Raw genomic sequence first — 20,661 nt, forward strand, 5'->3', positions numbered from 1 at the left:
GGAGGCGTCGAACTCCTGGCGGCAGAGCTCGTACAACGGGGCCAGCCCGCACACCGAGCACGCGCACTTCTCCTCGTCGTACGAAACCGCACGCGAAGCATCGAAGGCTTCCTGGCACCTGGAGGACATCCCCGTGGCACTGACCGACGCCGACAAGAAGTGGCTGACCGCGCAGATCGACGCCCGAGCCGACAAGATCGAAGCGAACATCCTGTCCAAGCTCCCCAAGGCGACCGCGAACGAGACCCTGGTCAACACCCGCCCGGACTGGTCGGCGGACAACCCGGCGGACCCGAAGTCCTACCGCCGCAACGTCCTCGACATGATCGGCGACCCGTGGGGCCTGGAGTTGCGCGGCAAGACCCGCGGCGGCGACCCGATCCCGGCCCCCGGCGCCTACGGCCAGATCCTCGGCGGCATCGAGGCCCTGCGCGCCGAAGTGCAGAAGGTCCTCGCCGAGTACCCGGACCGCAAGGTCTGACCGGACGTCCGCGGTCCGCCGGATCCGGTCCGGCGGACCATCCGCGTCAGCTGGCCTGGCCGGTCCCGCGGATCGGCTGGGTCGCCTCGGCGGTCCGGTTCAGCACCTTGATCCGGCCGGTCGAGAAGACCTCCCGGAAACCCATCCCGTCCAGCTGCTGCATGATCTTCGGGATGTCGCCCTTGCCGATCGGGCAGCTCGGGTTGACCGTGTCGACGACCGCCCAGTCGCCCTCGTCGACGTTCGAGCCGATCAGCGTGACCTCGTTGGTCGACAGCAGCGGGATCAGCAGGTTGTTCGTGGCCCGGACGGTGACGTCCGCCGGGATGTGCGTGAAGGCCTGCTTCGCCTCGGCGACCACCAGGTGGTTGCCGAACGCCGGCTGACCCTCCTGATACCACTTCAGGATGTTGTCCTCGCGGAAGTCCTGCCAGGCGAACCAGACGAAGGTGACGGCCGCGACACTCGCCAGGATCGCTCCGGTCCGCACCTGCCACCACGGGCGCTTCTTCTCCTCTGCCGCGGCCTCGGCGGTCTCCGCACCCTCTTCCGTTTTCGGTACGCGCGAAGCCATCGCCCAGTCGCGATCCGGTCCCAGCCCGCGCAGCCGGTCGACCAGGCTCCCGATCCGGCGGGCACCGTCGGCCACCGCCGCGAACAGGATCGGCATCAGCGGCATGTCGTAGTACAGGTGCGAGGACCACTGGGTCTCCCGCGACGACAGCATCCGGCTCAGCATCACCGGCGCGATCAGCAGCGCCAGCGGCGAGGCCAGCGCGGCGAACCCGATCGGGATCAGCAGTTGCTGCCACGTCTCGACCTTGGCCGGCTGGTCGTACATCAGGTTCAGGATCTCCAGCGGGTGGCTGAGCATGTACGGGATGCCGGCGAAGATCCCGTCCGCGTGCAGGCTCTGCTGGTAGTCCACGGCGTAGGTGAACCCGCCCGGGTTGAGCGCCGGGATGATCACCTTGAGGCTGATCAGGAACCAGAATGCGCCCCACAGCACCAGGAACACCGCGTGCTTGAGGCGGCGGTTGAGCAGCGCGTACAGGGCGAGCAGCGCGCACATCAGGCCGCCGTCCTCCTTGACGGTGACCAGCAGCGCGAACAGGATCGTGGCCTGCGTCCACCGGCCGGCCAGCGCCCGTTCCAGGCCCCAGGCGAGGAACAGCGCCCCGAACATCACCTCGTGCACCGGGAACTGGATGGTGCCGAGCACGGCGTGGCTGCCCAGGTAGGCGAGCAGCATCCCGGTGCCCGCGAGGATCCCGAACCGCCGCCGGAAGATGTGGTAGATCGGCACACCGGACAGGCAGATCAGCACCACCTGCGCGTACACCAGCGTGATCGGCGAGTCGTACGCCCACGCGATCGGCGCCAGCACCGCGTAGATCGGCGAGAAGTGGTCCCCGATCTGCGGATACCCCTTGATCGGCACATAGGGCCAGCCGCCGAACGCCCACCCCTGCACCGCCTGGTAGAAGATCCCCAGGTCGCAGGCGCCGACCGACATGTTCACGTACTGGGCATGGGCCCACCGTGAGAAGAACCAGATCGCCACCCCGACGATCCACGTGCACGGCGACAGGACCACCCGCACCGCGTACTGCCCGACTCTCGCCACGGTGGCTCAACCTAATGGATCTCGGGCCGGGCGCGTCACCGGGGCGAGTGCCGGAAAGATTTCAGCATGACCCCGGAATTATTCTATGATCGGTGGATGCTCTATCCCACTCCCGCACTTACCGCGGCGGACGAGCGCGTGCTCGCCGAGGTGGAGGCGATGCGCGAGTCGTTGCGCTATCAGGTCGCCGAGCCGCGCCGGTGGACCGGCCAGTTGCGCCGCCATCTGATCGCCCACGCCATCCAGGGGTCCAACTCGATCGAGGGATACCAGGTCGGGCTCGACGACGCGGTCGCCGCCGTCGCGGGGGAGGACCCGATGGAGACCGGACCGGCGACCTGGGACGTCATCACCGGATACCGCGACGCCCTCACCTATGTGCAGCAGCTCGCCCAGTCCCGGGAGTTCGCGTGGCAGCACATGCTGCTGAACTCGCTGCATTTCATGATGATGCGCCATGAGCTCGGCAAATGGCCCGGCCGCTTCCGTCCCGGCGACATCTACGTCGACGAGGAGAACACCGGGCGCCGGGTCTACACCGGTCCGGACGCCGACGACGTCCCCGTCCTGATCGGCGAGCTGGTCTCCTGGCTCGCCGACGCGGACCCCGGCGTACCGCTGCTGGTCCGGGCCTCGATGGCCCACCTGAACCTGGTGAAGATCCATCCTTGGCGGGACGGCAACGGGCGGATGGCGCGCTGCCTGCACACCCTGGTCCTGGCCCGGGACGGCGTCCTGGCTCCGGAGTTCTCCTCGATCGAGGAGTGGCTGGGTGCGGGCCGGAACACCTATGCCTACTACGACGCCCTCGCGGATACCGGCAGCGCGTCATGGAGTCCGGACGGCGGGACCGGGGCGTGGGTCCGGTTCTGTCTCAGTGCCCACCACCAGCAGGCCCAGCGGGTCCGGGGGCGCCTGGACCGGGCCGGCCGGCTCTGGGAGCTCCTGGAGGGATGGGCCGGTGCCCGCGGGCTGCCCGACCGGGCGGTCAGTGCCCTGACCGTCGCCGCGGCCGGTGGCCGGGTCCGTCGCACGGTCTACCAGCGGGACGAGACGCTCACCGACGACCAGGCGGTCCGTGACCTGCGTGCGCTGGTCCGGGCGGGTGCGCTGGAGCAGCACGGCCAGACCCGGGGCCGGTACTACCTGGCCGCACCGGCGCTGCGGGCCCTGGCCGCGCCGGTGCTGAAACCCCTGGAGATCGCCGACCCCTACCGGGACCGGTAGGAGCCGGCGCGGAGTCAGACGGTGAGAGCCCGGCGAACGCGGGGCTCGGCGTCGGCGCCGCCGTCGCCGGTGGAGGTCACCCGGCCGGCCTCCAGGACGTGATAGGTGCGGGCGGCCCGCAGGGCGAACCCCACGTGCTGCTCGACCAGCAGGACCGAGAGGCCGCCGCGGGCGGCCAGCGACAGGATGGTCTGTTCGATCTCGGCGACGACCGACGGCTGGATGCCCTCGGTCGGTTCGTCGAGCAGCAGCAGACGGGGGCGGGTGATCAGGGCCCGGGCCAGGGCGAGTTGCTGGCGCTGGCCGCCGGAGAGCAGACCGGCCCGGCGGGGGAGCAGGTCCTTCAGCGCCGGGAAGAGGTCCAGCGACTCGGCCATCGCCGCGCGGCCGTCGCGGCGGCCGTCGGCGACCAACTGCAGGTTCTCGGCGGTGGTCAGGTGCGGGAAACTCTGCTGACCCTGCGGAACGTACGCCATCCCGCGCGCCACCCGGTCGTGCGGTGCCAGGCCGGTGATGTCGTCGCCGTCCAGCAGGATGCGGCCGGACCGCGGGGTGAGCAGGCCGATCGCGGCGCGCAGCAGGGTGCTCTTGCCGGCGCCGTTGTGGCCCAGCACCGCGGCGACGCCGTCGGCCGGCACGGACAGGCTGACGCCGTGCAGTACCACGCTGCGGCCGTACCCGGCGTGGACGTCCTCGAAGCTCAGCATCAGACGGCCTCCCCTACCGCGTGCCCCAGATAGACCTCCTGGACCCTCGGGTCGGCCTGCACCTGCGCCACGGTGCCTTCGGAGAGGACCTTCCCGGCGTGCATGACGGTGACGGTCCGGGCGAAGCGCCGCAGGAAGTCCATGTCGTGTTCGATCACCACGATGGTGTGGTCCGCGCTGAGCAGTCCGAGCAGTTCACCGGTGGCGTCGCGTTCCTCGTGGCTCATGCCGGCGACCGGCTCGTCGAGCAGGAACAGGCGGGCATTCTGGACCAGCAGCATGCCGATCTCGAGCCACTGCTTCTGGCCGTGGGCGAGCGTTCCGGCGGGGCTGTCGCGCACGGCGGTCAGGCGTACCGTCTCCAGGGCTTTCTCGACCTCGGGGGGAACGGCCCGGCGGGTGCGCAGCAGGGTGAGCGGCCCGCGCGCCCAGCCCGCGGCGATGTCCAGGTTCTGCAGGACGGTGAGTTCCTCGAAGACCGTGGCGGTCTGGAAGGTGCGGCCGACGCCCATCCGGGCGATCCTGTGGACTTTGCGGCCGAGCAGTTCCTGTCCGTCGAAGGTGACCGAGCCGCCGGCCCGGGCCAGGCCGGTGACCGCGTCGATCAGGGTGGTCTTGCCGGCGCCGTTGGGCCCGATGATGAAACGGACGTCGCCGTCCGGGATGTCCAGGTCGACGCCGCCGACCGCGACGAATCCGTCGAAGGTCACTGTGAGACCGCGAATGGTCAGGCCGCTCATGGGGTTGCCTCCGCGGGGATCCGGGCCTGCCGCCGGCGCCACGAGGGCCGGAGCCGGGCCAGTGAGGCCAGACCGCCGGGCAGGAACACGATCGGCAGGATGAAGAGCAGGCCCTCGAAGTACGTCCAGGCCGACGGTGCCCGCTCGGACAGGGCGGTCTTGGCCCAGGCCACCGCGACGGCGCCGAGGGCCGGCCCGACCAGGCTGGCCCGGCCGCCGACGGCGACGCCGATGACGAATTCGATCGACGGGACCACGCCGATCAGGGCCGGCGAGATGATCCCCACGGCGGGGACGAAGAGGGCGCCGGCCAGTCCGGCCATGCCCGCGGCGGCGACGTACGCGACGAGTTTGACGTTCGCCGGGTCGTAGCCGAGGAACCGCACCCGTTCCTCGCCGTCGCGGACCGCCACCAGCAGTTCGCCGTAGCGGCTGCGGATGAGCTGCCAGGTCAGGGCGAGGACGGCGAGCAGGCTCGCGGCGATGATGAAGTAGACGGTCCGGCGGTTGAGCGGGTCGTTCAGGTCGTACCCGAAGAAGCCCCGGATGTCGGTGAGCCCGTTGGTGCCGCCGGTGGTGCCCTGCTGCCCGATCAGGAAGATCGCGAAGGCGGCGCAGAGGGCCTGGGACAGGATCGCGAAGTACGCGCCGCGGACCCGCCGCCGGAAGATCAGCAGACCGAGGAGCAGGGCGACCAGCATCGGCAGCAGCACGGTGGCGGCCATCGCGAACACCGGGTTCGCGAACGGTCGCCACCACCAGGGCAGTTCGTCGAGTTGCCCGTACAACTGCATGAAGTCGGGCAGCTCACCGGGGCCCGCGTCGGCGAGCTTGAGGTGCATGGCCATCGCGTAGCCGCCGAGCCCGAAGAACACCCCCTGTCCGAGGGTGAGCATGCCGCCCCGCCCCCAGGCCAGGCCGATGCCGACCGCGACGATCGCCAGGCAGAGGTATTTCGCGAGCAGGTTGAGCCGGAAGTCGCCGAGGACCAGTGGGGCAACGCCGAACAGGGCGACGGCCGCCAGTCCGAAACCTATCAATGGTCGTCTCATGCCAGGCTCCTCGTGCGGAGGGTGAACAGCCCCTGCGGGCGCCACTGCAGGAAGGCGACGATCGTGACGAAGACGATCACGCTGGCGACGCTGGTCGTGGTGGTGTACTCGACCATCGACTGCAGCACGCCGAGCACGAACGCGACGATCACGGTGCCCTTCAGCTGGCCGATGCCGCCCACCACCACGACCAGGAACGCGTTGACGATGATGTTGGTGCCCATGGCCGGGCCGATCGGGCCGATCAGGGTCAGCGCGACCCCGGCGATCCCGGCCAGCCCGGACCCGATGAAGAAGGTCAGCCGGTCGATCCGGCCGGTGGCCAGGCCGGAGACGGCGGCCAGGTCGCGGTTCTGCACCACGGCCCGGATCCGCCGGCCCAGCGGCGTGGTCCGCAGCACGAGGGTCACGGCGGCGACCGCGGCCAGCGCCAGCACCAGGATGAACACCCGGCTGCTGGAGATCGCCAGGTCGTCGGTGATCCGGATGCTGCCGGTCAGGATCTCCGGTGCGCGGGTCTGCACGTTGGGTGCGCCGAAGACGTCCCGGGCGAGCTGCTGGAGCAGCAGCGAGACACCCCAGGTGACGAGCAGGGTGTCCAGTGGCCGCAGGTAGAGGCGGCGGATCAACGACACCTCCAGCAGGACGCCGATCAGGCCGGCCACCGCGAACGCCACCGGCAGGGCGATCAGCAGCGACCACCCGGCGCCGCTGATCACCTGCTGGAGGACGTAGACGGTGTACGCGCCGACCATGATCAGCTCGCCGTGCGCCATGTTGATCACGTTCATCTGGCCGAAGGTCAGCGAGAGCCCGAGGGCGATCAGGAGCAGTACGGCCCCGATGCTGATCCCGGTGAAGAGCTGGCTGAGGACGAGGGTCATCAGGACAGCCCGGTCGCCCAGCTGTAACCCTTGAGGTAGGGGTCCGGCTTGACCGGCTGACCGGAGTTCCACACCTCGGTGATCAGGCCGTCGTCGCCGATCCTGCCGATCCGGGCGGTCTTGTGGATGTGCTGGGTCGCGCCGTCCACCGTGACCAGTCCTTCGGGGGCGTCGAAGGTGATGCCGTCCGAGGCCGCCTTGACCTTCTCCACCTCGAAGGTGCCGGCCTTCTCGACCATCGCCTTCCACAGGTGGACCGAGACGTACGCGGCCTCCATCGGGTCGCTGGTCGGCTTGTCCGCGCCGTACTTCGCCTTGTAGGCCTTGACGAACTTCTCGTTCGCCGCGCCCTCCGTGGTCTGGTAGTAGTTCCAGGCGGTCAGCTGCCCGGCCAGGTACTGCGTGCCGATGCTCTTGACCTCCTCCTCGGCGATCGAGACGGAGACCACGGGCATGGCGCCGGCGGTCAGCCCGGCCGACTTGTACTCCTTGAAGAAGGCCACGTTGCTGTCGCCGTTGAGGGTGTTGAACACCGCCGAGGCGCCGGACGCCTTGACCTTGTTGACGATCGTGGAGAACTCGGTGGAGCCGAGCGGCGCGTAGTCCTCGCCCAGGACCTTCATGCCGTTGGCCTCGGCGTACGCCTTAATTATCTTGTTAGCGGTCCGCGGGAAGACGTAGTCGCTGCCGACCAGGTAGACGCTCGTCTTCCCCTGCGCCTTGAGGTAGTCCAGTCCCGGGACGATCTGCTGGTTGGTGGTCGCGCCGGTGTAGAAGATGTACGGCGACTGCTCCAGGCCCTCGTACTGCACCGGATAGAACAGCAGCGCCTTGTTCTTCTCGAAGACCGGCTTGACCGCCTTGCGGCTGGCCGAGGTCCAGCAGCCGAAGACCGCTGCCACCTTGTCCTCGCTGATCAGCTTCCCGGACTTCTCGGCGAAGGTGGGCCAGTCCGAGGCGCCGTCCTCGCTGATCGCCTCGATCTGCTTGCCGAGCACGCCGCCGGCCGCGTTGATCTCCTCGATCGCCAGTTGCAGCGAGTCGCGGACGGTCACCTCGCTGATCGCCATCGTGCCGGAGAGGGAGTTGAGCAGGCCGACCTTGACGGTCGGCCCGGAGGTGTCGATGACCGCGCCGTCGGGTGATGCGGCACCGCTCTCGTCGGTCTTGGCGCCGCAGGCGGTCAGGGTCGCAAAAGTCGCCGCCACCGCGACGAAAGCCATCGTTCTTTTCAGCATGAATCCTCCGAACACCGCCGGTCCGCGCTGGTCAACCGGGTAACGACAGTGTTGGATTCATCGATTTCCGACGAGTTTCACGGCGATTGACAAGCCGTTTCTTCCATTGGTTGAGATCAATAAAAAAAGCCGACCCATAAAGGATCGGCGCATTGTTACTTCCTGCTGGAAGCATCTTGGTCCGAAGTGGCCGGACCTGTCAAGACAGCTGGGTCAGCACGTCGAACTCGACACCCCGGGCCTGCGCCAGATAGATCCGCTGGTTGACGTGCCGGCGCCGCAGCCGCAAGAGACCCCGTGGGCCCTCGTAACAGACCGACTCGGCGTTCGCCCCGATCGCCCGCAGATCCAGCCGGCCGGCCCGCTCGATCAGGGCGGACAGCAGAAGCACCCCCTCGTAGCAGGACTCGCCCAGACTGCCCAGCGGTGGCGCCTCGGGACCGAACCGGGCGGCGTACCGGCCGTGGAAGTCGAGGTTCTCCGGCGTGACCATGGCGGCGAAGAAACCGGCCGTGCTGAACAGGTCCTCGGTGGCCGTCGCGCCACTGGCCAGCAGCATGTTCTCGTCCATCAGGGTGCTCAGCCGCAGACACCGGGCGGCCAGCCCGCGACGGGCGAACGCCCGGTTGAAACGGACCGCGTCGGTGCCCACCAGCAGCATCAGCACGGCGTCCGCCGCGGAGTGCTCGATCTCGCGAAGCACGTCGGTGAAGTCGTGGGTGGACAGCGGCACGTACGTCTCGCCGACCACGGACAGGCCGGCGCCGGTGGCGTACCGGCGGGCGGCGGCCGCGGTCCGGCGCGGCCAGACGTAGTCGTTGCCCACCACGAACCACCGTCGGGCTCCGCGTTCGGCGGCGAGCAACCGGATCGCCGGGAACAGCTGCACGTCCGGGGTCTCGCTGGTCAGGAAGACGCCGTCGGTGTTCTCGCCGCCCTCGTACAGCGCGGTGTAGACGTACGGCACCCGGCCGGCCACCCGCGGCGCCACCGCCTGCCGGACCGAGGAGATGTGCCAGCCGGTGACACCCTGCACCGCACCCGACGTGACCAGGGCGGCCACCTCGTCGGCCACCGCGCCGGGTGCCGCCCCGCCGTCCACCGGCAGCAGCCGCACCTCACGCCCGAGGACGCCACCGGCGGCGTTCACTTCGGCGGCGGCGAGCTCGGCACACGACTCGGCGCTCGGCCCGAGAATCCCGGCCGGGCCCCGCAGCGGCACGACGAGGGCGATGTCGAGGGTGTCCGGGGCCGACATGGCCCCATCGTCGCGGATCGTTGCCTCGATCTCCAGGAAAGCCGGTCCCCGTTCGGTAACATCCCAGCGATGCGGGGCTCCGATGATCTGATGTACCTGCTCACCCGTGCCGAACGGCTGCTGTCCCGCCGTCTGGCCGGCATCCTCGACACCCACGGCTGCGGTCCGGAGGCCTGGCGGGTGCTCTGCGTCCTCGCCGACGGCAAGGGCCACTTCATGACCGGCCTCTCCGAGCGGGTCTCCCTGCCGCCCGGCAGCCTGACCCGGCTGATCGACCAGATGGTCGAGGACAACCTGGTGTACCGCCGCGGCGACGACGTGGACCGCCGGCGGATCCGGGTGCACCTGGCCGCCCGTGGCCGCCGCCTGCACGACAGCGTCGACCGGAAGGTCCGGGCCAGCATCGCCGAACTGCCGGTCGGCGACGACCTCAGTGCGTTGCTGAACGAGCTGATCACGGCACTCGACGTCAAAAGTTCGCAAATATCGATACACAGTGGTCGGTTACCTTCCGGCGGATGAGAGCGCTCATCGCCGCCGCGGCCGGCTTCACGCTGGCCGCCGGCATCCTTCCCGTCCCGGCCGCCGCCGGTGGCCGTCATGAGAGCGGCCCGCTACGGATCGTCGAGTCGCTGGACCGGGGGCTCGTCGCGGTGCCCGCCACCGGCGGCGGGACCTTCCTGAGCTGGCGTCTGCTCGGCACCGAGTACGGCACGGACATCGCCTTCCACGTCTACAAGGGCGCCAGGCGGCTGACCCCCACACCGGTCACCGCGTCGACCACCTTCACCGACAGATCCCGGGGCTCCGGGGCGTACACCGTCCGGGCCGTGGTCCGCGGGCGGGAGCAGGCGGCGAGCGGCCCCGCGTTCACACCCGGCGACATCCCGCTGTCCGAGGCGCCCGGCTACTACGTGCAGCACGCCTGGCCCGGTGACCTGGACGGGGACGGGCGCTACGAGATCGTGGTGTCCCGGCTCTCCTACGACCTGGACAAGCCCAACCATCTGGAGGCGTACACCCTCGCCGGCGAGCACCTGTGGCGCGTCGACCTGGGGCCGGCGTCCTACGCCCGGGCCGGTGGCAACGCCGCCAACGACCCGCCGCCCGCCGCGGTCAGCGGGTACGGCGACGTGGCCGGCTACCGCAACGACGACAACGTCACCGTCTACGACCTGGACAGCGACGGCCGTGCCGAGGTCGTGGTGAAGACCGCGAACGGGACCGTCTTCGCCGACGGTGCGGTGCTCCGGGCCGGCGAACTGGACCAGTTCGTCTCGGTGATCGACGGCCGCAGCGGCGTGGAACGCGAGCGTGTCCCGGTCGCCGGCGACTTCGCGGCCGACGGCACCTCCGGCGGGCAGTACGGCGTCGGCTACCTGGACGGCGTGCATCCCAGCCTGATCACCAAGCAGGGGGTCCGGGTGGGCGCCAAGCGCGGCGACTTCCGGGTACTCTTCGTCGCCTGGGACTACGACGGGCGGACGCTGCGGGAGCGGTGGAAGTTCATCCGCGGCGCGGACCAGGGCACCAGCTTCCACCAGCTGCGGATCGTCGACGTCGACCAGGACGGCCGGGACGACATCGCGGACGGCAACTACGTGGTGAACAGCGACGGCACGTTCCGGTACGTGGTGGCCGGCGCGACCCACGGCGACCGGTTCCACATCGGTGACCTCGACCCGTCCCGCCCCGGGCTGGAGGGGTACGCGATCCAGCAGACCGAGGGCGGTGTCTTCACCGCGTTCCCCTGGTACTACTACGACGCGGCGACCGGGGAGCGGCTGGTCACCGGCGTGCATCCGGACGTACCGCAGGACGCCACGCTCTGGGACGTCCCGCGCGGCACCACCGCCGACATCGACCCGCGGACGCCCGGCTACGAGTACTGGGCGGCCACCGCGAACAGCGACCTGCCGGGCGCCGGGGTGTGGAGCGTCGACGGCAGGCAGATCACCAAGAGCACACCCAGCGTCAACTTCCGGATCTGGTGGGACGGCGACCTCGGCTCCGAGTTGCTGGACACCACCTCCGTGGAGAAGTGGGACTGGCGGACCTCGACGACGGCGAAGATCTTCGAGCCGGCCGGGGTGGTGTCGTCCTGGCGCAACGCGGTCCCGTTCTACGGCGACATCCTGGGCGACTGGCGGGAGGAGTTCCTCGCCGAGACGGCGGACCACACCGCGCTGCGGATCTTCACCACGAACATCCCGACCACGACGCGTCTCTACACGCCGGCGCACGATCCGGCCTACCGTCTCGGCTGGACGGTCCGGGGTTACCTGCAGTCCACGCTGACCGATTTCTACCTCGGGTTCGGCGCGCGGCCCCCGGCGCGGCCCCGGATTCAGACGACGGCGAAGGCGGGGAACGCCTGGCAGGTCGTTACCCACGACAATTTCACGAAAAATGCAGATAAGTGGTTTGCGGAGCTGCAGAGCGGCGGCACGGTGGAAGCCCGTGACGGCGTTCTTGACGTCGACGTCCCCGGCGGCGCGACCGTCTGGCTCAAGCAGGAACTCGCCGGCCCCTACGAGATCGAGTACACCGCCACCCCGATCCAGGCCGGCGGACCGAACGACCTGGTCACCGACCTGAACTCGTTCTGGAACGCGCGTGACGCCCGCTCACCTGACGACATCTTCGCGACCGTTCGGCAGGGCGCCTTCGCCGAGTACGACCATCTCAAGACGTACTACGTCGGGCAGGGCGCCAACCTCAACACCACCACCCGGTTCCGGAAGTACGTCGGTGAGCCGGGCAACCGTCCGCTGATCTACGACTACACGTCTCCGCTGATCGCGGCGAACACCCCGGTGCGCGTCCGGATCGCCGTCGACGGGCAGCACATCCGCTACTTCAGCGACGACCGGCTGGTCTTCGACTGGACCGACGCGGACCCGTACCCCAGCGGGTGGTTCGCCTTCCGCACCGTGGCCAGCCACTTCCACCTGCAGGACTTCACCGTCTGGCGGCCCCCGGTCTAGACACGTTTCGTGGTCAGGGTGCGAAGCCCATCCGCGTGGTGATTTCGGGCGCGCTGGACGCCCGTAATCACCACACCCGTGGGGGTGTGGTGATTACGGGCGGTCAGCGCGCCCGAAATCACCACGCAGGCAGACCCTGACTGCGGAACGTGTCTAACTCCGGAAACGCTCCACGAAGCGGCGCTGCCAGAGCGTCTCGACGGCACGGCGGTGGTAGGCGTCCCGGACGAACGCCACCGCCTCGCCCGGCGGCACCCCGTCGAGCACGGCCAGGCAGGCCAGCGCGGTGCCGGTGCGTCCCCGGCCGCCGCCGCAGGCCACCTCGACCCGCTCACTCCCGGAGCGGCGCAGGGCTTCGATCAAGACCTCCGTCGTGTACGCGCGATCACGCGGCAACCAGAAGTCCGGCCAGCGCACGAAACGGCTCTCCCAGCCGAACTGATCCGGCGCGGAGCCCAGCAGGTAGACGCCGAACTGCGGGGGATGCCCGGACGGCATCGGTGATCGCAGGCCGCGGCCGCGGACCAGCCGCCCGGACGGCAGGCGCAGCACACCGTCGCCGTCCTCGTCCCACGTCACGGTCACCCCGTTGTCGTTTCGCACCGGGTCATCTTCCCCGGTGTGCCGGAACCCGGCAGCCCGGGCGCCCGGATCGACGTAGGGTGATCGCCTTGTGAGCACTCTCGTCCAGACTCTACTGCCGCCCCGTCTCGGTGCCGGATTCCGCTGGCTCGCCGCCTCCTCCTGGTCGACCAACCTGGGTGACGGCATCGCCGCGGCGGCCGGTCCGCTGCTGGTGGCCTCGCTGACCGACGGTCCGTTCCTGATCTCGATGGCGGCGTTGCTGACCTGGGCGCCGCCACTGCTGTTCGGGTTGTACGCCGGGGTGCTCTCGGACCGTTACGACCGCCGGCGGATCGTGCTGGCCGCCAACGCGCTGCGCCTGGTCGTGCTGTTCGCCATGGTCGTGGGCCTGTCCACCGGCCGGCTCACGGTCGCCTCGGCGCTGCTCGGTCTGGGACTGATCAGCACCGCGGAGGTGTTCGCCGACAACACCACCGGCACGCTCGCCCCGATGCTGGTGCACCGCGACGATCTGGGGCTGGCGAACACCCGTCTGCAGGCCGGGTTCATCACTCTCAACCAGTTGGCCGGGCCGCCGATCGGTGCCGCGCTGTTCGCCGCCGGGCGGGTCTGGCCGTTCGCCACCGAGGTGCTGCTGGTGGCCGCCGGGATGCTGCTGATCTCCCGGGTGCGCCTGCCGCCGCACGGCCGCCGGGCCGCGGGCCCGGGCACCACCACCGGGGTACGCCGGGAGATCGCCGAGGGTTTCCGCTGGGTGCTGCACCATCCGCCGGTCCGGACACTGTGCCTGACCATCCTGGTGTTCAACGTGACCTTCGGGGCGGCCTGGTCGGTGCTGGTGCTCTACGCCTCGGACCGCCTCGGACTGGGCGAGATCGGATTCGGCCTGATCACCACGGTCTCCGCGGTGGGCGGGATGCTCGGCACCGGCGCGTACGGCTGGCTGACCGCACGCTTCAGCCTCGGCAATCTGATGCGGACCGGCCTGGTGATCGAGGTGCTCGTCCACCTGACCCTGGCCGCCACCAGCTCGCCGTGGATCGCGATGCCGATCTTCTTCGTCTTCGGCGGGTATGCGTTCGTCTGGGGCACGATCTCCACCACGGTCCGGCAGCGGGCCGTTCCGGAACACCTGCAGGGCCGGGTCAACGGCGTCAACACCATCTGCGTGTACGGGGGACTGGTGGTCGGCTCGGCTTTCGGCGGCACGCTGGCCACCCATTACGGCGTGGCCGCACCGTTCTGGGTGGCGTTCGCGGGCTCGGCGGTCTTCGTGGCGGTGCTCTGGAAATCGCTCGCCGACATCGCGCACGGTAGGTAGGGTTCCCGGCATGTTCTGCTTCAGCGTGCGACGCCGGCCTCGTCCAGGCCGCCGCTGACGTTGCATGTCTCCCTCCCGGCGGGTCGTCCGCCGGTGCGGGATCCGTGTCCGGTCGACCCGTCTTCGTGTTCCCACCGAGGAGTGCCGACCGATGAATCTCGAGTCCCTGCTGCACGACCGGCTCGCGCCCGCCCTGGCGGCGGTCGCCGGTGCCCCGGTCGATCCGGCCGTGCGGGTGTCGCCGCACGCCGACTTCCAGTCCGGGGTGGCCCTCGCCCTGGCCCGGTCCCTCGGCCGGCCGCCGCGGGAGATCGCGGCGGAGGTCGCCGCCGCGGCCGATCTGTCCGGGGTGGCCACCGCCGTGGTCTCCGGGCCGGGCTTCCTCAACCTGCACGTCGCCGACGAGCTGATCACCGGCGCGCTGGACGCGCTGCGGCACGACGAACGGCTCGGCATCGCGCCGGTGACCGCCCCGTCCCGCATCGTGATCGACTATTCCGGACCGAACGTGGCCAAGGAGATGCACGTCGGCCACCTGCGGTCCACGATCATCGGGGACGCACTGGCCCGGTTGCTCTCCTGGCAGGGCCACGACGTGCGGCGGGTCAACCACCTCGGCGACTGGGGCACCCCGTTCGGGATGCTGATCGAGCACCTGACCGAGGCCGGGGACGGCGACCACTCGCTCGGTGATCTGACCGGTTTCTATCAGGCGGCGCGGGCCCGGTTCGATGCCGACGAGGACTTCCGGACCCGGTCCCGGCTGCGGGTGGTGGCGCTGCAGAACGGCGACGGCCCGACCCGGGACCTCTGGCGGCGGCTGGTCGCCCAGTCCGAGAAGGCTTTCCTGGCCGTCTACGACACCCTCGGCGTGACCCTCGGGCCGGACGACTTCGCGGGGGAGAGCAGCTATCAGGACGACCTGGCCGGTGTGGTCGACGACCTGGCGGCCCGGGGCCTGCTGTCGGAGAGCGACGGGGCACTCTGCGCGTTCCCGGCGGGGTTCACCGGCAGGGACGGCGCTCCTCTTCCGCTGATCGTCCGCAAGGCGGACGGCGGTTTCGGGTACGCGGCGACCGACCTCGCCGCCCTGCGGCACCGGGTCGGCACGATCGGTGCCACTGAACTGCTCTATGTGGTCGGCATGCCGCAGCAGACCCATTTCCGGATGGTCTTCGCGGTGGCCCGGGCGGCCGGCTGGCTGCCCGACGACGTCACCGCCGAGCACATCGGCTTCGGCGCGATCCTGAGCACCAGCGGCTGCATGATCAGAACCCGGTCCGGGACCAGCGTCCGGCTCGCCGACCTGCTCGACGCGGCGGTCGACCGGGCCACCGTCCCGGCGATCGGCATCGCCGCGGTCAAGTACGCCGACCTGTGCTCCGACCGGCGGGGCGATTACGTGTTCGACCTGGACCGGATGCTCGCCTCGGTCGGCAACACCGGACCCTACCTGCAGTACGCGTACGCCCGGATCCGCTCGATCTTCCGGAAGGCCGACGGCGGGCCCGGCCCGGTCCGGCTCACCGATCCGGCCGAGCGGGAACTGGCGCTGGCCCTGCTCGGGCTGGACCCGGCGATCGCGACGGCCGCCGCCCTGCGCGAGCCGCACCGGCTCACCACGTACCTGCACGACCTGGCCGCGGCGTTCTCGGTCTTCTACGAGCGGTGCCCGGTGCTGCGGGCCGACGAGCCGACCCGGGCCAGCCGGTTGGCACTGGCCGACCTCACCGCTCGTACCCTCCAGATCGGAATGTTTCTGCTGGGTATCGAGGCGTTGGACGAGATTTGATCTCCGCGCAACCTCCGATCGATCGACCAGTTTGCCCATTCGCCGTTATGGTGCTGGTTTCGGCGCCCACGACGCGCCACGGAAACTCATGGTGAGAGGTTCGACATGACCCTTCCCTCCGGCATCTCGCGGCGGAGCGTCCTCGCCGCCTCGGCGGCCACCGTCGCCGCGCCGCTCGTCTTCTCCGAGGCGGCGCAGGCCGGCGGTTCGAAGCCCGCGCAGACCTTCCGCCTCACCGTGCTCGGCACGTCCGACACCCACGGCAACGTCTACAACTGGGACTACTACCAGGACAAGGAGTACGACGACAGCGCGCACAACGACGTCGGCGTGGCCAAGCTGGCCGCCCTGGTGACGAAGCTGCGTGCCGAGGCGACCGGCCCGGTGCTGGTCCTCGACGCCGGTGACACCATCCAGGGCACGCCGCTCGCGACGTACTACGCGAAGCAGGAGCCGATCACCACGACCGGTGAGAAGCACCCGATGGCGCGGGCGATGAACGTGCTGCAGTACGACGCGGTGACGCTGGGCAACCACGAGTTCAACTACGGCCTGCCGTTGCTGAACCTCTGGATCCGCCAGCTCGGGTTCCCGGCCCTCGCCGCGAACGCGATCAGCGTCAAGACCGGCAAGCCGGCTTTCACGCCGTACATCATCAAGAAGGTCTCGCTCGGCAAGCACGCGCCGACCCTGCGGGTGGGCATCCTCGGCCTGACCAACCCCGGTTCGGCGATCTGGGACCGGGCGAACGTCGAGGGCAAGCTGACGTTCACCGACATGGTCGCCGCGGCGGCGAAGTGGGTGCCGGTCATGCGGGCCCGCGGCGCCGACATCGTGCTGATCTCGGCGCACGGCGGCGACAGCGGCGTCTCCAGCTACGGCGACGAGCTGCCCAACGAGAACCCGACCGCGCTGATCGCCGAGCAGGTCCCCGGCATCGACGCGATCCTGTTCGGGCACGCGCACCGCGAGGTGGCCGAACGGTTCGTCACCAACACGAAGACCGGCGAGCAGGTGCTGCTCTCCGAGCCGTCCAAGTGGGGCCAGCGCCTGACGAAGATGGACTTCGACCTGGTCCGGGCCAAGACCGGCTGGAAGATCACCAAGAAGGCGGCCGCGTCGCTGAACACCAACACCGTCGAGGCCGACCCCAAGGTCCTCGCCGTGGTGCGCAAGCAGCACGAGAAGACCGTCACCTACGTCAACCAGGTGGTCGCCACCTCCACCGCGACGCTCTCCGCCGCGACCTCCCGGTACGAGGACACCCCGATCCTCGACTACATCAACAAGGTGCAGACCGACACGGTCACGGCGGCGCTGGCCGGCACCGAGTACGCCGGACTGCCGGTCCTGTCGATCGCCGCGCCGTTCAGCCGGACCGCGGTCTTCCCGCAGGGCGACGTCAAGATCAAGGACGTCGCGGGGCTCTACATCTACGACAACACCCTGGAGGCGGTCGTGCTGACCGGTGCCGAGGTGAAGGCGTACCTGGAGTACTCCGCGAAGTACTTCGTCACCGTCGCCCCGGACGCGCCGGTCGACCCGGAGACGATCAGCGACCCGGCGATCCCGGACTACAACTACGACATCTTCTCCGGTGTCGACTACGACATCGACATCTCCCAGCCGGTCGGCAGCCGGATCACCCGCCTGCAGATCGACGGTGTGGACGTGGCCGCGGACGCGCGGTTCGTGGTGGCCGTCAACAACTACCGGCGCTCCGGCGGCGGCAGCTTCCCGGGCATCGTGAAGACCCAGGTCTACAACGCCCAGCAGGAGATCCGTCAGCTGCTGATCGACTGGGCACAGGAGAAGGGCAGCATCGACCCGGCGGACTTCTTCACGAAGAACTGGCAGCTCGTCCGGGCCGGCGTGCCGATCGCCTTCTGAACGGTGGCTGTTTGAGCGGGTGGCAGGCCGGACCCCGCGTCCGGCCTGCCGTCACTCGGTGTCGAACTCCCAGTTCCCCCGCTCGTCCGTCATCAGGTACGCCGAGGTGGTGGTGCCCTTCTCCAACTTGAAGGTGCACAGGTAGGACAGCATCCCGTCGGCCTCGCGGTACCCCTGCGGCTGGCAGGACGCGCTGGTGACCGCGCCGATCTCGGTCTTGATCCGGTTGTCGGTGAGCAGGCCGCCCTCGACCACCGCGGTGATCGCCGCCTCCTGGTTCTTCAGGTAGAGCGGGATCGCCACCTTGAGCGTCAGCGCCGTCCAGAACACGCCGCCCACCACCAGGGTGAGCCCGAACGCCATCCAGTACCGCAGGCGCGGCCGCCCGTAGTGCCGGGCCCGGCCCGCCCGCCGCATCGCCGAGACCACGCCCAGGACGCTGAGGAAGAACGTCCAGACCACCACCGGTTTCCAGGAGGGCGCGTCCGGGCGGCCCCCGGCGAGCACCTCCTCCGGGAAGCGCACCAACAGCTGACCGTGCTGGTAGTACTCGAAACCGTCGTGCGGGGCCTGCCCCCCGGGCGGCGCCGTGGGCGGCGCTGCCGGTGCGGGTGCCGCCTGGTTCGCCCACGGCGGGGCGGTGGAGTACGGCCCCGGCTCCGGAGAGGTCTGGAGTGTCATGGCGGCACCATCGGCGCCCGCCAGGCCCAGATGAGGCTTAGAGAGCTTCCCGTCAGCCCGCGCCGCCGTCGCCGATGACCGGCGGCAGGGTCGGCGTGGTGGTCGTCGGCTCGGTCGTCGGTTCCTTGGTCGGCTCCGTCGTCGGCTCGGTGGTCGGCTCGGTCGTCGGCTCGGTGGTCGGCTCGGTCGTCGTCGGCTCGGCATCCGGCGTCGGCGAGGACGAGGACTCTTCGGGGGTGGGCGACGCGGACCGGCTCTTGCTCGGCCGGACGGTGGCCTCCGTCGTCTCCGCCTCGTAGTCGTCGTCGGGCGACTCGCTGGGCACGACCTCCTCGGTCGGCAGCACCGCCTCGACCGGATTGTTCTGCTTCACCGGGTTCTCCCCCTTGGGGGTGTCCTCGCCGCCGGTCAAGGTGAAGATCAGGCCGAGCCCGCCGGCCATCACGAACAGGGCGAGGACCGCGAACATCAGGATCCGCTGTCCCGGCTGCTGCCGGGGCGACGAGACGGGCACCGGTGGCATCGGCGGAGGCGCCGGCGACACCGGACGGGGCATCTGCACCGGCCGGGTGGCCGGGGGCTGACCCATCGAGGCCGGGCTCATCGGCGCGGTGGGGAACTGGCCGGTGCCCAGGCGGGCCGGGCTGATCGGGGCGACCAGGGCGGTGCCGGTCAGACGTTTCCAGTCCATCGGCCCGGCCGCGAGGATCGCCGCCTCGGCGAACTCGGAGGCGCTCTGGAACCGGTCGGCGGGCTGTTTCGCCATCGCCCGGCCGATCAGATAGCGCACCTCGTCGGGCACGTGCGCGGGCAGCGGCTCCGGCTCGTCCTCCAGGTGACGCAGCGCCACCTGCAGCGCGTTGTCGCCGTCGAACGGCGGGTGGCCGGCGATGCAGTGGTAGGCCACCGCGCCCAGCGCGTAGATGTCGGTGCCGGGCGTGAGGTTGCCCTTGGCGACCTGCTCGGGCGCCATGTAGAGGGCGGTGCCGACGATCGCGTTGAGGCCGGTGACGCTGGTCATCGCGTTCGACCGGGCGACACCGAAGTCCACCAGGATCACCGCGCCGGACGGCTTGACGATCAGGTTGCCCGGTTTGACGTCCCGGTGCACGATCCCGTTCTCGTGGGCGGCGTGCAGCGCGTCGGCGGCCTGAGCCACGATCGACATGGTCTCGGCCACGTCGATCGGGCCGTCCTTGAGCCGGTTGGACAGCGGCTCGCCCTCGACCAGGGCCATCACCAGATAGGCGACCTTCTCCGGGCCCTCGTAGTCGCCGTCGCTGGCGTAGTCGTAGACCTCGACCACGCCGGGGTGACGGAAGGCGGCCATCATCCGGGCCTCGCCGTAGAACCGGGTGGCGAACTCCGGATCCTCGAGCATCGCGGTGCGCAGCACCTTTACCGCAACGGTGCGGCCCAGGACGACATCGGTGCCGCGCCACACGTCACCCATGCCACCGGCGGCGATCCGATCGTCCAACCGGTACCTGTTGTCCAGGAGACTTCCCGCACTGAGCACCAAGCGGACCCATCTGATCGGGCGGCCCTGACCCGGCGCCGCGAGAACAAGCCGAACGACGCCCAACTGTACAGACGGTCCGCTCGCAACGGGAGGGTCGGCGGTTGGCCCCGAAAGAGCCTGCTCGCGGCCGCGGTCAGGGCTCGTCGTACGACGGCGTGACCACGATCGCGGTCTCGGCCAGTTCGCTCTCCTCGTCCTCTGCCTGGCGTTGTAGCGCTGCCCGGGCGGTGGTCGCGGCCACCCAGCCGATCGCCGCACCGGCCAGAATCGCGCCGGTGATCAGGCCCCACGGGCGTCCCGGGCTGCGCCCGGCGAGCGCGTCCGCGGCGGCGATGGCCCTGACCCGGGCCTCGTCGGTGACCGAGGTCACCCGATCTCCTGTCCGCCCGGCCAGTCCCCGGGTCCGCCGTCCGGCGCGTTCGGCGACTCCGGCGGTCGCCCGGCCTGCACCTTTGGCGCTTTCGCCGGCCGTCGACATGGCTTCGGACAGGTACTCCCATGCCTGGACGGCCGTGTGCTCGGCCCGGCTCTTCCTGCTTGCGAACATCGTCGGTCTACCTCCTCGACAGGCCCCTGAGGGCCTAGTTGCCCGAATTATCGAATCCGCAAACGTCCGCATTACGGTTCCAAAACGATTTGACGTCGCGCAGTACTGTTGACCTCGTCCAC

Annotated in this window: 18 protein-coding genes; 7 read left to right on the forward strand and 11 right to left on the reverse strand. The window is 70.0% G+C overall.

All coding sequences use genetic code 11. From position 1 onward, the window contains the following. Window positions 1-481: hypothetical protein (locus WH85_RS51650; protein WP_045743449.1), on the forward strand; the 481-nt coding region annotated here is incomplete at its 5' end. Window positions 482-527: 46 nt separating this feature from the next. Here WH85_RS51650 and WH85_RS20000 read toward each other — a convergent pair. After that, window positions 528-2,108 (reverse strand): DUF2079 domain-containing protein, encoded by a 1,581-nt coding sequence (locus WH85_RS20000; RefSeq protein WP_045743450.1) that lies wholly within the window; start codon window positions 2,106-2,108, stop codon window positions 528-530. Between the two features lie 96 nt (window positions 2,109-2,204). On the opposite strand from WH85_RS20000, the gene WH85_RS20005 reads away from it, so the two are divergent. Next, a complete protein-coding gene (locus WH85_RS20005) occupies window positions 2,205-3,335 on the forward strand; it encodes a Fic family protein (RefSeq protein ID WP_045743451.1) in 1,131 nt (376 codons plus the stop codon). 14 nt (window positions 3,336-3,349) lie between these two features. Here WH85_RS20005 and urtE read toward each other — a convergent pair whose 3' ends face one another. From urtE to WH85_RS20035, 6 genes are all read right to left on the reverse strand, one after another. Further along, window positions 3,350-4,042, reverse strand: a complete 693-nt coding sequence (gene urtE / locus WH85_RS20010; protein WP_045743452.1) for an urea ABC transporter ATP-binding subunit UrtE — start codon at window positions 4,040-4,042, stop codon at window positions 3,350-3,352. After that, on the reverse strand, window positions 4,042-4,782 hold the full coding sequence (urtD, locus tag WH85_RS20015; RefSeq protein WP_045743453.1) for an urea ABC transporter ATP-binding protein UrtD: 741 nt from the start codon (window positions 4,780-4,782) through the stop codon (window positions 4,042-4,044). Before urtD ends, urtE begins: the two co-directional genes overlap by 1 nt. After that, a complete protein-coding gene (gene urtC / locus WH85_RS20020) occupies window positions 4,779-5,834 on the reverse strand; it encodes an urea ABC transporter permease subunit UrtC (protein ID WP_045743454.1) in 1,056 nt (351 codons plus the stop codon). Before urtC ends, urtD begins: the two co-directional genes overlap by 4 nt. Next, the gene (urtB, locus tag WH85_RS20025) at window positions 5,831-6,718 is read right to left on the reverse strand and encodes an urea ABC transporter permease subunit UrtB (RefSeq protein ID WP_045743455.1); all 888 of its coding nucleotides are present in this window, start codon (window positions 6,716-6,718) and stop codon (window positions 5,831-5,833) included. Before urtB ends, urtC begins: the two co-directional genes overlap by 4 nt. Further along, the gene (urtA, locus tag WH85_RS20030; protein WP_045743456.1) at window positions 6,718-7,956 is read right to left on the reverse strand and encodes an urea ABC transporter substrate-binding protein; all 1,239 of its coding nucleotides are present in this window, start codon (window positions 7,954-7,956) and stop codon (window positions 6,718-6,720) included. Before urtA ends, urtB begins: the two co-directional genes overlap by 1 nt. 199 nt (window positions 7,957-8,155) lie before the next feature. After that, window positions 8,156-9,214 carry a substrate-binding domain-containing protein gene (locus WH85_RS20035; protein ID WP_045743457.1) on the reverse strand — a complete coding sequence of 353 codons (1,059 nt, stop codon included), beginning with the start codon at window positions 9,212-9,214 and terminating at the stop codon, window positions 8,156-8,158. A 69-nt stretch (window positions 9,215-9,283) separates the two neighbouring features. Between WH85_RS20035 and WH85_RS20040 the strand changes: the two genes are divergently transcribed. After that, window positions 9,284-9,736, forward strand: coding sequence for a MarR family winged helix-turn-helix transcriptional regulator (locus WH85_RS20040; RefSeq protein WP_045743458.1), 453 nt, complete (start codon window positions 9,284-9,286; stop codon window positions 9,734-9,736). After that, the gene (locus WH85_RS20045; protein WP_052720560.1) at window positions 9,733-12,201 is read left to right on the forward strand and encodes a rhamnogalacturonan lyase family protein; all 2,469 of its coding nucleotides are present in this window, start codon (window positions 9,733-9,735) and stop codon (window positions 12,199-12,201) included. The genes WH85_RS20040 and WH85_RS20045 overlap by 4 nt, the downstream gene beginning before the upstream one ends. A 153-nt stretch (window positions 12,202-12,354) precedes the next feature. Here the strand turns inward: WH85_RS20045 and WH85_RS20050 are convergent, their stop codons facing one another. Next, entirely contained in the window at window positions 12,355-12,804 is a 450-nt protein-coding gene (locus WH85_RS20050) for a protein-tyrosine phosphatase family protein (RefSeq protein WP_425394655.1), read from the reverse strand. Window positions 12,805-12,874: 70 nt separating this feature from the next. Here WH85_RS20050 and WH85_RS20055 point away from each other — a divergent pair, with 70 nt between their 5' ends. The 3 genes from WH85_RS20055 (at window position 12,875) to WH85_RS20065 (ending at window position 17,789) form a co-directional block, all read left to right on the forward strand. Beyond that, a complete protein-coding gene (locus tag WH85_RS20055; protein ID WP_045743459.1) occupies window positions 12,875-14,107 on the forward strand; it encodes an MFS transporter in 1,233 nt (410 codons plus the stop codon). Between the two features lie 151 nt (window positions 14,108-14,258). Then, on the forward strand, window positions 14,259-15,899 hold the full coding sequence (gene argS, locus WH85_RS20060; protein WP_045743460.1) for an arginine--tRNA ligase: 1,641 nt from the start codon (window positions 14,259-14,261) through the stop codon (window positions 15,897-15,899). 105 nt (window positions 15,900-16,004) lie between these two features. Then, on the forward strand, window positions 16,005-17,789 hold the full coding sequence (locus WH85_RS20065) for a bifunctional metallophosphatase/5'-nucleotidase (protein WP_045743461.1): 1,785 nt from the start codon (window positions 16,005-16,007) through the stop codon (window positions 17,787-17,789). Between the two features lie 51 nt (window positions 17,790-17,840). Here WH85_RS20065 and WH85_RS20070 read toward each other — a convergent pair whose 3' ends face one another. The 3 genes from WH85_RS20070 to WH85_RS20080 all read right to left on the reverse strand — a co-directional run bounded on the left by WH85_RS20070 (window position 17,841) and on the right by WH85_RS20080 (window position 20,539). After that, complete coding sequence (locus WH85_RS20070) at window positions 17,841-18,470, reverse strand: sulfite exporter TauE/SafE family protein (protein WP_045743462.1); 630 nt, start codon at window positions 18,468-18,470, stop codon at window positions 17,841-17,843. Between the two features lie 52 nt (window positions 18,471-18,522). After that, entirely contained in the window at window positions 18,523-19,950 is a 1,428-nt protein-coding gene (locus WH85_RS20075) for a serine/threonine-protein kinase (protein WP_342669800.1), read from the reverse strand. Between the two features lie 175 nt (window positions 19,951-20,125). Then, window positions 20,126-20,539, reverse strand: coding sequence for a hypothetical protein (locus WH85_RS20080; RefSeq protein ID WP_045743464.1), 414 nt, complete (start codon window positions 20,537-20,539; stop codon window positions 20,126-20,128). Window positions 20,540-20,661 lie beyond the last annotated feature (122 nt).

The organism is Actinoplanes rectilineatus (assembly GCF_000962825.1).
GTDB classification, from domain to species: Bacteria; Actinomycetota; Actinomycetes; order Mycobacteriales; family Micromonosporaceae; genus Actinoplanes; species Actinoplanes rectilineatus.

Excerpts from the sequence above, each read along its gene's own strand:
- WH85_RS20005 (WP_045743451.1), top strand. The coding sequence starts at position 2,205 with ATGCTCTATCCCACTCCCGCACTTACCGCGGCGGACGAGCGCGTGCTC.
- urtE (WP_045743452.1), bottom strand. The coding sequence starts at position 4,042 with ATGCTGAGCTTCGAGGACGTCCACGCCGGGTACGGCCGCAGCGTGGTA.
- urtD (WP_045743453.1), bottom strand. The coding sequence starts at position 4,782 with ATGAGCGGCCTGACCATTCGCGGTCTCACAGTGACCTTCGACGGATTC.
- urtC (WP_045743454.1), bottom strand. The coding sequence starts at position 5,834 with ATGAGACGACCATTGATAGGTTTCGGACTGGCGGCCGTCGCCCTGTTC.
- urtB (WP_045743455.1), bottom strand. The coding sequence starts at position 6,718 with ATGACCCTCGTCCTCAGCCAGCTCTTCACCGGGATCAGCATCGGGGCC.
- urtA (WP_045743456.1), bottom strand. The coding sequence starts at position 7,956 with ATGCTGAAAAGAACGATGGCTTTCGTCGCGGTGGCGGCGACTTTTGCG.
- WH85_RS20035 (WP_045743457.1), bottom strand. The coding sequence starts at position 9,214 with ATGTCGGCCCCGGACACCCTCGACATCGCCCTCGTCGTGCCGCTGCGG.
- WH85_RS20040 (WP_045743458.1), top strand. The coding sequence starts at position 9,284 with ATGCGGGGCTCCGATGATCTGATGTACCTGCTCACCCGTGCCGAACGG.
- WH85_RS20045 (WP_052720560.1), top strand. The coding sequence starts at position 9,733 with ATGAGAGCGCTCATCGCCGCCGCGGCCGGCTTCACGCTGGCCGCCGGC.
- argS (WP_045743460.1), top strand. The coding sequence starts at position 14,259 with ATGAATCTCGAGTCCCTGCTGCACGACCGGCTCGCGCCCGCCCTGGCG.
- WH85_RS20065 (WP_045743461.1), top strand. The coding sequence starts at position 16,005 with ATGACCCTTCCCTCCGGCATCTCGCGGCGGAGCGTCCTCGCCGCCTCG.
- WH85_RS20070 (WP_045743462.1), bottom strand. The coding sequence starts at position 18,470 with ATGACACTCCAGACCTCTCCGGAGCCGGGGCCGTACTCCACCGCCCCG.
- WH85_RS20080 (WP_045743464.1), bottom strand. The coding sequence starts at position 20,539 with ATGTTCGCAAGCAGGAAGAGCCGGGCCGAGCACACGGCCGTCCAGGCA.